The organism is Vibrio sp. SCSIO 43135, assembly GCF_023716665.1.
GTDB classification, from domain to species: domain Bacteria; phylum Pseudomonadota; class Gammaproteobacteria; order Enterobacterales; family Vibrionaceae; genus Vibrio; species Vibrio paucivorans.
In genome coordinates, this window is the sequence record NZ_CP071859.1 from 1,685,673 (window position 1) to 1,699,089 (window position 13,417).

A 13,417-nucleotide genomic window follows, 5' to 3' on the forward strand; every position below is an offset into this window, starting at 1 on the left:
AAGGAGCCCATGATGAAAGCACACCTAAGCCTATTATTGATGACGTTCCTTAGCCCTATCGCGCTGGCAGACCACATAACATTTGGTATCGTGCCACAACAGTCAGCACAGCGACTGGCCGAGCAATGGTCTCCGATCATGCAACATCTGTCAGAGCAAACAGGACATACCTTTACCTTTGAAACCGCGGCGGACATCCCCACATTTGAACAGCGGTTGAAAGACGGATATTACGACTTTGCCTATATGAATCCGTACCATTACACGGTATTTAGTGATACCCCGGGCTACAAGGCCATTGCTAAAGCGAAAGACAAACAAATAAAAGGCATCATAGTGGTCAGAAAAGACTCCAACCTCGAGAACCTCGAGCAACTTGATGGTGCAACACTCGCTTTCCCATCTCCTGCAGCATTCGCAGCATCAGTGCTTCCTCGCTCAGAGCTGAATGCTAAACAGATTACCTTTAAGCCCGACTACGTTTCTTCTCATGATTCCGTATATCTAGCCGTCGCTAAAGGGCTCTACCCAGCAGGTGGCGGCATTAAACGAACCTTTAATTCACTCGAACCCAGCATCCGTTCTGAGCTTAAGGTTTTATGGACAACACTAGGCTATACCCCCCATGCCATCGCTGTTCATCCAAGAGTCGCAACAGCTCTCGCAACCGATACTCAAGCCCTTCTTGCACAGCTACACACCACTGATGTTGGCAACAAGCAGCTTCAATCATTGAAGATACGTGCGTTTACCTACGCACAAGACAGCGACTGGAACGATGTTCGTGAACTAAATATCGATTTGATTAAGAAGTAGACTTAACTAAGGAAGGCAACAATGACTTTTCGCACTAAAACAATCGTAGGCATTGCGCTCATTGAAGTAGTGTTACTCATGGTGCTGGTGTTTAGCGCTATGTCTTTCCTTAAGCAATCCAACGAAAAACAGTTGATACAGCGGGCGAACTCGACTGCCACCATGTTCGCACATGCGGCGAAGGATGCGGTGTTGTCGACTGATATCGCTACATTGGAAGACCTTTCACGGGATTTCATGCAACTAGAAGATGTCCATTACGTAAAAATCGTTCGCCATGACGAAGTGCTCGCATGCGCGGGAGACATGGAATTATTGGAACGCACCATGAATGTCGACCAGAACTTAGGCAGTGTTGATGATGGTGTGTTTGATACTCGCGTGAATATAACCAGTGGTGGCATTCAATACGGTTACGTAGACATGGGCTTTGGCACTTCAGCAATCAGTGCCATGCTAGATAGTGCAAAGCGTTCGATTGTCGGCATCGCTTCAATCGAAGTCGTGTTAGTAGCAATTTTCTCATTTGTCCTAGGAACTTACTTAACCAAAAGCTTAGTTAGGCTCACGCGCGCAACTCATATTCTTAGAGAAAAAGGGCCTGGCTTCCAACTAAATGACAACTCAAAAGACGAGTTTGGAGAGCTGTCCAAGTCATTTGATTTAATGTCTCTACAACTCAAACAAAGTTACGAAGACCTCAAAGCTGCTCGCCAAGAGGCTGAGCACGCCTGTGAATCAAAAGGCCGATTTTTGGCTTCAATGTCCCACGAAATCCGCACGCCTATGAATGGTGTATTAGGTATTTTATCTCTGTTAGAAGAAACCAAACTCTCCAAAGAACAACAACAACTCGTCACTACTGCCACCCAATCTGGTGCATTCCTGCTCTCAGTAATTAATGACATCCTCGACTTTACGCGTATGGAGTCCAACACTCTACGACTCGAGCACCAACCTTTTGAACTAAAAACCTGCATTGAAGACGTCGTCGATAGTTTTGGCCCAAGTGCAAAAGCGAAAGATTTAATACTGCATAGCTATATTGAAGGTGACGTCCCTTCGTTGGTTGAAGGCGACGTCAATCGCGTTCGCCAAATTTTGCACAACCTCATCGGCAACGCACTCAAGTTCACTCAAGAAGGCAGTATCACAGTCAAAGTATCCGCTATACCGGCTTCTAACCAGCAGACCACCATCACTTGCAGCGTAATAGACACAGGTATTGGCATAGAGCAAAGTGCAATGGAATATCTGTTTGATGAGTTCACTATGGTTGACCAAACATATTCTAGAACGCAGGAAGGATCAGGACTTGGATTAGCGATATGTAAACGCTTGTGTGAGCTCATGGACGGCAACATTGAAGTCAACAGCGAGCCAAACCAAGGCAGTACTTTTACGTTCCAAATCACCCTTAACCTCGCCCAATCACTGACAAGTAACGTAGAGCCTAGCACGCATCAAATGGCATCCGCTTTGAGTGGTATCCGGGTTTTAGTAGCAGAAGATAACAAAGCAAATCAATTGGTTATCAAGAACATGTTTCTACATGCTGGTATTCAGATAGATCTTGTTGAGAATGGTGTACAGGCCGTTGAGCAAGTTCAAGAATATTCTTACGACATCGTGTTTATGGACATCTCCATGCCCCAAATGGACGGAATGACAGCTACACAAAAAATACGCGCACTAGACGACCCTACAATCTCCACGTTGCCGATCGTTGCACTCACAGCTCATGCCTTAACCGGAGATAAAGAACAATTTTTAAAAGCGGGTATGTCTGACTATTTGTCAAAACCTGTGCGATTATCACAACTAATTGAGAAAATTGAATTATTCTTAGTTAATGAAGAAAAAGAACCAGTAGAAGACACACATAGTAATAAAACGTTAGAGCCAATGGATTCAACTCCAGCTCCCGTTCAAAATACTTGTGTAGAGCAAAATAGCCACGCGACGGAAACAGAGCCTCACCACGGAGAAGCTGATTTGAATTTAGTTGATGAATCCATCCTACAACAAATGATTGAAGACACTAGCGCCGATGTCATCCCTTTACTGATTGACCACTATGTCGAAGAGTCCAAAGATCGACTCTCTAAAATACATGAGTCAGTCGCAGAGCAAAATGGCGACCAACTAGAGTTTGAAAGTCACACTTTAGGCAGCTCTGCCTTAGCACTTGGAAATCGACAGCTATCGAGCTTGGCAAGAGAAATAGAAAAGCTCTGCCTTGAAGGCAATGTTAGCGAAGCGTTTGCTCTCGAGCCTCAGCTCCAGCAGCTGGCTCAACAGTCCATCGACGCACTGCTCGTCAGGAAAGACCAAGGATTTGAAACTCCATCAAGTTCAAACATTTAGACGGAATACTTATCTTTTGCCACAGAGCTATGTTAAACAAAATAAGTAAGGCGTTTCATATTTAATTAAGGATGAGCTAATGAGACCAAAAGTATTATTAGTAGAAGATTCAACATCACTGGCTGTGCTCTACAAACAATATGTAAAAGATGAGCCATTTGATCTCTTTCATGTTGAAACCGGACGTGAAGCCATCGCGTTTATAGAGCGAAACGTACCTCAATTAATCATCCTTGATTTAAAACTGCCAGATATGTCAGGAGAAGACATTCTAGATTGGATTGCCGAGCATCAAGTTCCAACGGCAGTTGTTATCGCCACCGCACACGGCTCGGTCGACATTGCAGTTAGCCTAATTCAAAAAGGTGCAAAAGATTTCTTAGAAAAGCCGATCAAGGCTGACCGACTTAAAACGTCTATTGCACTTCACCTCAAACAAGCCAAACTCGAACACCTAGTTGAAGACATTGAAGCTAAGTTCGACAGAAATCGTTTCCATGGCTTTTTGGGATCTTGTTTACCAATGCAAGCGGTCTATAAGATCATCGACTCTGTCGCGCCCACCAGCGCGAGTGTATTCATTAATGGCGAAAGTGGTACGGGTAAAGAAGTCTGTGCAGAGGCTATCCACCAAGAAAGCCAGCGTAACAAGAAGCCATTCATCGCGATAAACTGTGGTGCTATTCCAAAAGATCTAATGGAGAGCGAAGTATTTGGTCATGTTAAAGGAGCATTTACTGGCGCAACAGCAGACAGAAAGGGTGCAGCCTCTTTAGCCGACGGCGGAACCTTGTTTCTTGACGAGCTGTGTGAAATGGACTTAGAAATGCAGAAAAAGTTACTGCGTTTCCTCCAGACTGGCACCTTTACGCCCTTAGGCGCGACGAAAGAAATGAAAGTCGATGTTCGTATTATCTGCGCGACCAACCGAGACCCATTGAAAGAAGTAGAAGAAGGCCGATTCAGAGAAGACCTCTATTACCGAGTGCACGTGGTTCCGATTGAAATGCCGGCATTGCGAGAACGCGGCAACGACATCGCCTTACTCGCTAATCATTTTCTTAAGATGTACGCCAAGGAAGACAACAAAAAGTTTTCAGGGATCAATCGCGATGCCGAAGCTTTACTTAAGAAATACAATTGGCCTGGGAATGTAAGGCAACTGCAAAATATCATTCGCAATATCGTGGTATTAAACGATGAAGCAAAACTGTCAGTATCTCACCTGCCAGAGCAAATTCTAAAACAGAGTGCATCAGCTCGGTCAAACCATACTCCGGCAGCGACAATTGCAGCGCGTGAAGTGATTGCGCCAACTATCAATGAGCAACCTATTCCAACAGAGTTAGAATCTTCACCACAGGCGATTGAAGCGGCTCCAACCGCGAACAAACCTCAAACGATTCGTCCAATGTGGCAAATTGAACGTGAAGCTATTCAAAATGCGATCGATTATTGCGATGGCAATGTACTCAATGCCGCAGTGCTGCTAGAGCTAAGTCCATCTACCGTTTATCGTAAAAAGCAAGCGTGGGAGTCAGAGGATGAAACCACAGCGAGCTGATACAAATTCTCCCCATTCGGTGTGGCTACTTATCGACAGCCTCACCTATGGTGGAATTGAGACTCACGTACTTGAGCTTGCAAAAGGATTGCAGGCTCATCAAGTCGCGACAACCGTTGTTTTTGTCGCACACTATCAAACCACACCACTGCTACAGACAAAGCTTGAGCACAACGGTATTCCCCACTTTTACCTTGACCAGTCATTTCCCGCACGCTCTGCACTGCATTCTTTAAAGTTGGCAATCGACACCCACAAACCAGCGTTAGTTCATGCCCATGGATATAAGGCAAGTTTGTATAGCCGCCTTATCAAATACGTATCAAAAAGCCGTTTCACGCAAGTCTCCACGTACCATGCTGGCGAAACCCCAAAAGGAAAAGTATGGCTATACGATTTTATCGACCGCTACAGTGCTTCTTTTTCCGATGCGTGTTTGGCTGTCAGCGCTTTGATTCAAAATAAATTGCCCTCGCGCTCGTATATGGTGAACAACTTTGTGTCTCTCGATGACGACCACCAACAACACGGTGAGCAGATAGCTTTCGTTGGGCGCCTTAGCCATGAAAAAGCGCCAGATAGATTTATGGATCTCGCTTTAAAATTCCCGTCGCAAACATTTCATTGCTACGGCAGCGGGCCGATGGTGGCTCAACTAGAGCAAAACAAATCGGACAACCTGATATTGGAAGGCCATCAGAACGATATGAATCAAGTCTGGGCAAAAATTGGGTTGCTGGTTATCTCTTCTCGTTATGAAGGCTTACCGATGGCCGCACTGGAAGCGATGGCAAGAGGAATACCGGTTATCGCGATGAATGTCGGACAACTACCGACTCTAATCAGTCATCAAAACAACGGCTATCTAGCCGATTCCCTTCAATCTTTGGAGCAATCTCTAAACGATTGGCTTGCATCTTCACCCACGCAACAAGCTCATATGCGTTCACTAGCCAAACAAACCGTAGAGCAACAATACTCACCTCAAAGTGTCATTCCCCAGCTACTTTCCATCTATCAAATCTGATTCTCATTTTGAGAACAGCTCATCCCCTTATAACTACCAAAATAAAATAACTATACCTTTCAATTAGATACAACAACCCCTACTAATTGGCACTGCTTTTGCAACGTTTATTGCATCGAGTTATTGCATCAAATTACTGAATCAAACAGTCGTCGTTAGAAAGTTGCATGTGAAGTGCTAAGGGGAGTTACCATGACTAAACAGAAGAACGTACTTTTCGTTCACTATGGTAATGAAAATATGCGTAGCAGTGAGCAAAGTTTATTGGATCTTATGACCAGTCTAGACTCACGCCGTTTTCGCCCTTTTTTATGGACCAATAATCCTGACCTGCATGCCCATGCTCAAAACCAAACCATACACAGTCAGCTTGATGAGCTAAATGTGCTATTTACTCAAGCAACCTCTCGTCTCAATTTAATGGCTTGGAGAAAGCAGATCCGCGCCGCACATACCTATATCGAAGACGCTGACATTGATCTTGTGCACGTCAATGGTGGCGAAGCCTGCCAATGGATGAGTATTGCAGCTAAATCACGCAATATCCCAATGGTTACGCAGTTGCATCGTGACTATTCATCGAGAGAAACACTCGCCTATGGCTTCCACTTCTCTCCTCGTGTGATCACCGCTAGCAGACCGATTGCGAGAGCACTCATGGCCGACTGCTACCCACTACAGAGATTGTGTGTTGTTCCTAGTGGTATCAACGTTCATCGTTTAAACCAGCATGCTCCGATCGATGCCAAAGGACACTTGGGTATCCCGATGAAAAGCTTTCTATTTGCCACATCAGGTTCGTTAAATCATACGCGCGGTGTTGACCGAGTGCTGTCTGCATTGAGGCACTTAACGCTTGAATACCCACATGTTCATTTGTTGGTCTTGGGTGATGGTCCGGCTCGCCGTCAATTAGAACTCATGGCCGAACACATGCACCTTTCTGAACATGTGCATTTTGTCGGTAACCAACACAATACCCATCGTTGGTTACAATGTGCAAATGCGTACATTTCTGGTGTTCGACATGCGCCTTATGCCAAAGATCTCGCTTATGCATCATTGGCTGAGCTTGCCATTGTCGCTCCTTGCGAAGGAAGTATCCCAGAAATTATCAAACACAAGAAAAACGGCTTGCTGTACAAAAACGCCGGTATTGGCCCAATGGTCAAAGCAATGCGAGCAATTATTCAGAACCCAACATTTTCCAAAGCGATTGCGGTAAGAGCGAAGGCCCACGTGCTCACCCACTACACCACCGCTCATACCACGCGCAGAATCGAGCACTTGTACCAGAAGATGACCACAGAGCCTGTTAGGCCACAAACGCCTTGGTGGCGAGGGCTATCGCCACTTAAATCAATGCTGACCGAACGTGTGGCCTAGCTACAGCTTAAAGCAATAACCACCCTGGCCCGCTGCTATGTATTGCAGCGGGCTTTTTACTTCCACAAGCCCCTTAGACTTACAGCTATCCCCACTTCTTCCAATTTCAGTTCACGTATTTACTATTTCAATTCGCTCAACGGCTTTGCAATTCGGTGGTCAAATTGAAATTAAGCCTCATGCAAATTTATTCTCAATTTGACACTCAACGGCTTAAATCTAAAAACCAACACCTAACCAACTGATTTTTAATGTTTTATATTTTGGCACAGTCTGTGTAATAGCTATCCATAACAACAGTAACAGAACCGAAAGGTGGTAATTATGGCTAGTCGTGCAAATGAACTGAAAGTTTGGTTACAACATCATCCAAACCCAAGCTATAGGAATATATTTCTGACACTCAAAAAGATTCGTCAGTTTGAAATCCCAACACCAACGTTTTACAACAAGTGTCTCTACTCACTGCACTCTCTCGCTTTAGCACTATGGCACGCTCCAGTGAGAACGCTCTACTCCACACCGGCTTTTAAAGGTCGAGTGAATCGCTGCGGTAAGCGTCTCTACTTATATGGCGGTGTGCCTTACGTTTCCGGTCCTGTAGAAATCAACCTTGGAAATGACTGCAGAATATCTGGACATACGACTTTTAGCGGCCGCCCTATGAGTGACAACCCAACACTAACGCTTGGCAACAACATAGATATCGGCTGGCAAACGACGATTGCTGTCGGTCGTAAAGTGACAATTGAAGATAATGTTCGTATCGCAGGCCGCGCTTTCTTATTCGGCTACTCTGGCCACCCACTCGATGCAAGACGCCGAGCGATGGGCGAAGGTGACGACGAAAGCCAAGTCGGTGATATTGTTCTTAAACGCGATGTCTGGCTAGGTACTAACGTTACTGTTCGCCAAGGCGTCACTATTGGTGAAGGTACAGTCGTCGCGGCTGGCAGCGTTGTCACCAAAGACCTCCCCCCTTATGTCATCGCTGCGGGTAATCCAGCGAAAGTCGTATCGACCGTTAAGCCACGCGCAAATGGAGGGTTTAGTCATGCATGATTTAATCGTATTTGGCGAAGACTTTGGCGGGCTTCCGTCAAGCACCCAACATTTAGTAAAACGCTTAGCTTCGCAGCGTAAAATTGTCTGGGTCAATTCGATTGGGCTTAGACAGCCAAAACTCAACAGTGGTGATATCAAACGCGCATTCAACAAGCTATTGGGCAAACAAAAAAGCGGATTTGGTCGAACCGGCACTACCAACGCGAATCACAACATGACCATTGTGGATCTAAAAACTATCCCAGCGCCTGACAGCGCATTCGCACGCCAAGTCGCCAAAGAACTCATGCTTCGTCAGCTGTTACCTGTAATTAGAAAAGCACAGCTACGCCAGCCTATATTATGGTGCTCACTGCCAACTGCAGCTGATTTGTGTGGCCATTTAGGAGAATCCGCTGTGGTCTACTATTGCGGGGATGACTTTGAAGCTTTAGCAGGTGTCGATCATCACATTGTTGCTAAACATGAGGCAAACCTAGTAGAGAAAGCCGATCTCATCTTTGGCGCCAGTGAAGAAATCTGTCGCAAGTTCCCTGCAGCCAAAACCCAATTACTACCACATGGTGTTGATACGGAGTTGTTCTCCTCTCCTGCGTTAAGAGCACACGATCTACCCAACAATGGCCGCCCAACAGCAGGCTTTTATGGAAGCCTCTCCGAATGGTTGGACTATGAGATGCTGCACGCAGTGGTTGAACAAAATCCAGAATGGAATTTCGTGTTCATTGGTCCTCAAGAACTGTCGAAAAGCCAATTACCAACGGCCACTAACGTGCACTACTTAGGCCCTAAACCTCACCACGAGTTGCCAGGTTACAGTCAGCACTGGGATGTCAGCTTACTTCCGTTTAAATCTAATCGCCAAATCGAAGCCTGTAGCCCGCTTAAGTTGATGGAGTACCTTGCTGCGGAAACACCTATCGTATCAACACAGTTCCCTGCTCTGGCTCCATTTAAGCGCTACGTACATGTGGTTGATGGCGCAGAGGAGATGACGGCAGCCCTTAAGCATGCACGCTATCAGCCTCGCCTACCTAAAGGCATCGTTACTCAGCACAGCTGGGATTCACGCAGCGAGTTTGTCAATTGGATGTTGGAGCTACTATGAATGAGCTTAAGTCGAGATTAGTGATCATCCTTGCCGGTGCATGGCGCAGGCGTTACCTGATTTGCATGCCGATTCTGGTTTTACCTTTTATTGGGTTTGGTATTGCAAAGCTGGCACCGACTACCTATCACTCACACACCAGTATGTTGATTCAAGAAACGGCCAAAATGAATCCATTTCTTGAAGATATTGCTGTCTCGACAATGTTGAAGGATCGGATTAACGCATTAAGCACGCTGCTAAAAAGCCGCCACGTGCTGTATTCAGTTGCTATTGAGCTAAACCTCATCAACGACCAAATGCCAGATGCCGAGCGAGACACCATCATTCAAGAAATCTCTCAGAGCTTAACTGTGACTCAACTTGGAAAAGATTTCATTAAGATACAGTTAGAATCCCAAGACCCTCAGGGCATGCAAGCGCTGCTCCAATCAGTCAGCAATCATTTCGTCGAACAACTGTTAGCGCCAGAGCGCTCATCCATCCAAGATTCAAGTGAGTTTTTGGCCTTTCATATTGATAAAAGAAAAGCGGAGTTAAGCGCAGCTGAAAACGCTTTGGCAGAATACACGAACGCGAATGCCACCGTTACCCCTGAAATTCAAGCACAAAGCCTTAACCGACTTGCGTCTTTGAAGCAAACTTTAGCGGAAAAAGAAGCGGAATTAGCAGGGGTTGAGAAGAGTCTCGGCAGCTTGGACCAACAATTGTCACGCACCAACCCTGTGGTCGGTAAAATAGAAGAACAGATCATCGACATTCGCAGTGAACTTACATTGCTGCGCGCCAAATACACCGACACTCATAGTGCTGTTCAAGCGAAAAAACGCGAGTTAAGCCGCCTAGAGTCAGAACGTGCAGAGCTTATCAAAGTCGAGCAACCTAGCCTCAACTCCGACCAACTTTGGGACATCGCCAGCAGCAACACTCTTGGGGATATTACTGAAGTCCAGCCACTGTTAGTCACTCAGCTGCACAGCTTACAATTAGTGCGCGGTAAGTATGAATCGCTCACCGAAGAGACGAAAAGCCTGCGAGAAATGATTACTGATTTAGAGCAAAAGGCGAACAACTTTGGTAACAACGCAAAACAAATGTACCGTCTACAGCGTGAAGTAAAGATTAAACGTCAACTCTATGATGAACTGACCGAACGCTATGAAATGGCGCAGCTCACGGGTTCATTAGGTGTGTTCGAGCAAAACAAACGAGTCAAAATTATTGATTTACCTTATACGCCTAGTGTCCCTTCCAACTTCCCGCCAATCGTATTTGTCATTGCAGGCTTATTCGCGGGGATTGGCCTTGGCGTTGGCTTAGCGATCGTCGTTGAACTGTTTGATACCTCAGTGCGACGCAAAGACCAACTAGAATCAATCCTAAACGCACCGGTAATTACCGTCATCCCCAACGTTCACCGTTAAGTGTGAGCCAAAATAGCAAACCTAGTCTCTAAAGATAACGCAGCCATTTTAGGCTGCGTTTTGTGTATATAACCAAGTGGCGCTTGTATTACTCGCCAACTCTTTCGTTTTTTGAGCGATACGATTTTTAATCTTTACGCACCTCTAACTCTGAATACAGCAATTTTTAGAAGCGCTAACTTTCAAGCTTCATTATGTCATTCATATCGATTCTCAATTTGGAAAATCCACCCAAAGCATTCGTAAGCACCTGTATTTAAACGAAATAAAACTTGGCACGCTCAATGCTTAGTACAGCTTAGATGGAAATATTCAGAGCAACACCCGTTGCGGGCTAACGTCAAAAAGGAACGATTATGAACACAATCAATAGAAGCTTAAAAGCAAGCAGAAACGTGGTACACGTCGTTCAACATTTGGCACCCGGTGGATTAGAAAGCCTTGCTCTGGATCTACTTACATTTGCAAATCCCGCCGACAAAGTGCTGATCATTAGTTTGGAAGGCAACAAAAAAGATGCTATCGAGAATTGGCCCCGTCTCGCTGAGTTTTCCAAGCAAATCATCTTTGTCGACAAGAAACCAGGAATTCACTTTCAAACGGTGCTTGCACTGAGCAAATTGTTTTCCTTAATCAAACCAGACGTCGTACATACCCACCATATTGGCCCCCTACTTTATGGTGGGTATGCTGCGCGTCTTTCTCGTGTGCCTGTACGTATCCATACCGAGCACGATGTGTGGCATCTCAATAATCAAAAACACAGAAACCTTCAAGCGCTCGCATTACGTATAGCCAAACCAACGCTAGTGGCCGATGCAGACAAAGTGGAACTTACCCTTAAACGCCATTTCGGTTACGAAAATACCGTCACGATTAAAAATGGTATCGACTGCGAAAAGTTCACGACCGGTAGCCAAATTCTTGCAAGGCAAAAACTAGGGATTACTATCGACAAAACCATAATCGGAACCGCAGGCCGTTTAGAAGTTGTGAAAGGCCATGACCTTGCGATTAAAGCCATGTCCCTATTACCTGATTCGTACCATTTAGTCGTCGCCGGTGACGGTAGCCAGCGCGCCAAGTTAGAACAACTTGTGCAACACTTAGGGCTTCAAGAACAAGTAACTTTCCTTGGCTTAGTGAGCGAAATGCCACGCTTTTATCAATCACTCGATCTGTTTTGTATGCCTTCCCGCTCAGAAGGCTTTCCCTTGTCACCACTCGAAGCACAAGCTTGTGGCATTCGTGCTGTCGTAACCGATGTTGGTGCTTCCAGTGAAACGCTTTGTCCTCAAACGGGCAGCGTCATGCAGCCAGAAAACATTGTTGCGATTGCAAGAGCTATCGCTAACAGCATGAACAAACCGAGCAATGTCAGCCCAAGGCAGTTTGTATTGAACAACAATGATGTACGCCAAATGGTTAAAGCTTATGAGCAATTGGCAACGGAGGTATTAGCATGATTGAACTAATGTTGATTATGGTCTGTGTCGTGAGTGGCTTGCTGATTATCTACCATCATGTTGGCTATCCACTGCTTCTGAAATGGTATTCAAGAACTCACCCTATCACGCCTTGTAAAAACGTATTGAGAGGGTATCGTGATATTCGAGCCGACCGCGTGCGTCCTTCCATTACCATTGTTGTCCCTGCATATAATGAAGAACGTTGGATCAGCGACAAAATTCGCAACTTAGCCAGCTTAGACTACCCTCGCAGCCAGCTAAAAATCATCATTGCATGCGATGGTTGTACCGATAAAACGGTTGAAATTGCACAAGACACAATCCAAGAAGCGATTTGCTGCGACACCCATTTTGAAGTGCTAGATTTCGCGGAAAATCGTGGCAAAGTCGCGATGATCAATCACGTTATGCTATCGGTATCGAGCGATATTACCGCACTGAGCGATGTTTCAGCGCTGATCTCAATTGATGCACTTCTTATCGCAGAGCAAAACTTTAGAAACCCGAAAGTCGGCGTGGTAAACAGCCGTTATCATTTACTGGAATCGAATAATGCGGGGGAAGCTAAGTATTGGCATTATCAAAGCCAACTTAAGCAAAATGAAGCATCGCTAGGCTCAACCCTTGGGGCTCATGGCGCACTATACTTCTTCCGAACTCACCTTTTTGCTCCGCTGCCAACCAACACCATCAATGACGACTTTATTCTACCAATGGAAATCGTTAAACAAGGCTACCAAGCCGCTTACGAAAGTCGAATGATGGCTATCGAACTTGAAGCAACCAATGAAAGCAGCGACTTCAAGCGACGCCTACGCATATCTGCTGGTAACATGCAGCAAGCGATACGATTAGCCAGTTTGTTTAGTCCCAAATACAAGGGTGTGGCGTTCGCATTTATTTCAGGTAAAGGGCTTCGTCTAATGATGCCTTACCTAATGATTATCTGCTTAGTGGGCTCAGTCGTACTGATGGATAATCCGCTATTTTTCGCAGCCCTAGTCGCTCAAATCGTGATTTATGCGTTGGCAATGCTAGGCTTTTTATTTCCTCACATTTTCAATTACAAGATTTGTCGACTTATCACCTACCTAGTCGCTGGACACTACGCCAATTTCATTGGCGGGTTACGCTACTTATTGGGTCTTGAATCTGGTCGCTGGACGCGAGTAAATCGTTAAGGAGAATGCT

At 45.5% G+C, this 13,417-nt stretch carries 10 protein-coding genes; all 10 read left to right on the top strand.

Annotated elements, in window-relative coordinates:
• Window positions 1-9 precede the first annotated feature (9 nt).
• The 10 genes from J4N42_RS07610 to J4N42_RS07655 all read left to right on the top strand — a co-directional run bounded on the left by J4N42_RS07610 (window position 10) and on the right by J4N42_RS07655 (window position 13,407).
• On the top strand, window positions 10-816 hold the full coding sequence (locus J4N42_RS07610) for a phosphate/phosphite/phosphonate ABC transporter substrate-binding protein (protein ID WP_503033502.1): 807 nt from the start codon (window positions 10-12) through the stop codon (window positions 814-816).
• Between the two features lie 21 nt (window positions 817-837).
• Complete coding sequence (locus J4N42_RS07615; RefSeq protein ID WP_252027238.1) at window positions 838-3,183, top strand: ATP-binding protein; 2,346 nt, start codon at window positions 838-840, stop codon at window positions 3,181-3,183.
• 79 nt (window positions 3,184-3,262) lie between these two features.
• The gene (locus J4N42_RS07620) at window positions 3,263-4,747 is read left to right on the top strand and encodes a sigma-54-dependent transcriptional regulator (RefSeq protein ID WP_252027239.1); all 1,485 of its coding nucleotides are present in this window, start codon (window positions 3,263-3,265) and stop codon (window positions 4,745-4,747) included.
• Window positions 4,728-5,774 (top strand): glycosyltransferase family 4 protein, encoded by a 1,047-nt coding sequence (locus J4N42_RS07625; RefSeq protein ID WP_252027240.1) that lies wholly within the window; start codon window positions 4,728-4,730, stop codon window positions 5,772-5,774. The genes J4N42_RS07620 and J4N42_RS07625 overlap by 20 nt, the downstream gene beginning before the upstream one ends.
• Before the next feature lie 192 nt (window positions 5,775-5,966).
• The gene (locus tag J4N42_RS07630) at window positions 5,967-7,160 is read left to right on the top strand and encodes a glycosyltransferase family 4 protein (RefSeq protein ID WP_252027241.1); all 1,194 of its coding nucleotides are present in this window, start codon (window positions 5,967-5,969) and stop codon (window positions 7,158-7,160) included.
• Between the two features lie 321 nt (window positions 7,161-7,481).
• Window positions 7,482-8,222 (top strand): acyltransferase, encoded by a 741-nt coding sequence (locus J4N42_RS07635; RefSeq protein ID WP_503034763.1) that lies wholly within the window; start codon window positions 7,482-7,484, stop codon window positions 8,220-8,222.
• On the top strand, window positions 8,215-9,333 hold the full coding sequence (locus tag J4N42_RS07640) for a glycosyltransferase (protein ID WP_252027243.1): 1,119 nt from the start codon (window positions 8,215-8,217) through the stop codon (window positions 9,331-9,333). The genes J4N42_RS07635 and J4N42_RS07640 overlap by 8 nt, the downstream gene beginning before the upstream one ends.
• Window positions 9,330-10,757, top strand: a complete 1,428-nt coding sequence (locus J4N42_RS07645) for a GumC family protein (protein ID WP_252027244.1) — start codon at window positions 9,330-9,332, stop codon at window positions 10,755-10,757. Before J4N42_RS07640 ends, J4N42_RS07645 begins: the two co-directional genes overlap by 4 nt.
• 356 nt (window positions 10,758-11,113) lie before the next feature.
• Entirely contained in the window at window positions 11,114-12,223 is a 1,110-nt protein-coding gene (locus J4N42_RS07650; RefSeq protein ID WP_252027245.1) for a glycosyltransferase, read from the top strand.
• Window positions 12,220-13,407, top strand: coding sequence for a glycosyltransferase family 2 protein (locus J4N42_RS07655; protein WP_252027246.1), 1,188 nt, complete (start codon window positions 12,220-12,222; stop codon window positions 13,405-13,407). The genes J4N42_RS07650 and J4N42_RS07655 overlap by 4 nt, the downstream gene beginning before the upstream one ends.
• The last annotated feature ends 10 nt before the right edge of the window (window positions 13,408-13,417 follow it).

Coding starts and splice junctions, on each gene's coding strand:
- J4N42_RS07610 (WP_503033502.1), top strand. CDS start 10: ATGATGAAAGCACACCTAAGCCTATTATTGATGACGTTCCTTAGCCCT.
- J4N42_RS07615 (WP_252027238.1), top strand. CDS start 838: ATGACTTTTCGCACTAAAACAATCGTAGGCATTGCGCTCATTGAAGTA.
- J4N42_RS07620 (WP_252027239.1), top strand. CDS start 3,263: ATGAGACCAAAAGTATTATTAGTAGAAGATTCAACATCACTGGCTGTG.
- J4N42_RS07625 (WP_252027240.1), top strand. CDS start 4,728: ATGAAACCACAGCGAGCTGATACAAATTCTCCCCATTCGGTGTGGCTA.
- J4N42_RS07630 (WP_252027241.1), top strand. CDS start 5,967: ATGACTAAACAGAAGAACGTACTTTTCGTTCACTATGGTAATGAAAAT.
- J4N42_RS07640 (WP_252027243.1), top strand. CDS start 8,215: ATGCATGATTTAATCGTATTTGGCGAAGACTTTGGCGGGCTTCCGTCA.
- J4N42_RS07645 (WP_252027244.1), top strand. CDS start 9,330: ATGAATGAGCTTAAGTCGAGATTAGTGATCATCCTTGCCGGTGCATGG.
- J4N42_RS07650 (WP_252027245.1), top strand. CDS start 11,114: ATGAACACAATCAATAGAAGCTTAAAAGCAAGCAGAAACGTGGTACAC.
- J4N42_RS07655 (WP_252027246.1), top strand. CDS start 12,220: ATGATTGAACTAATGTTGATTATGGTCTGTGTCGTGAGTGGCTTGCTG.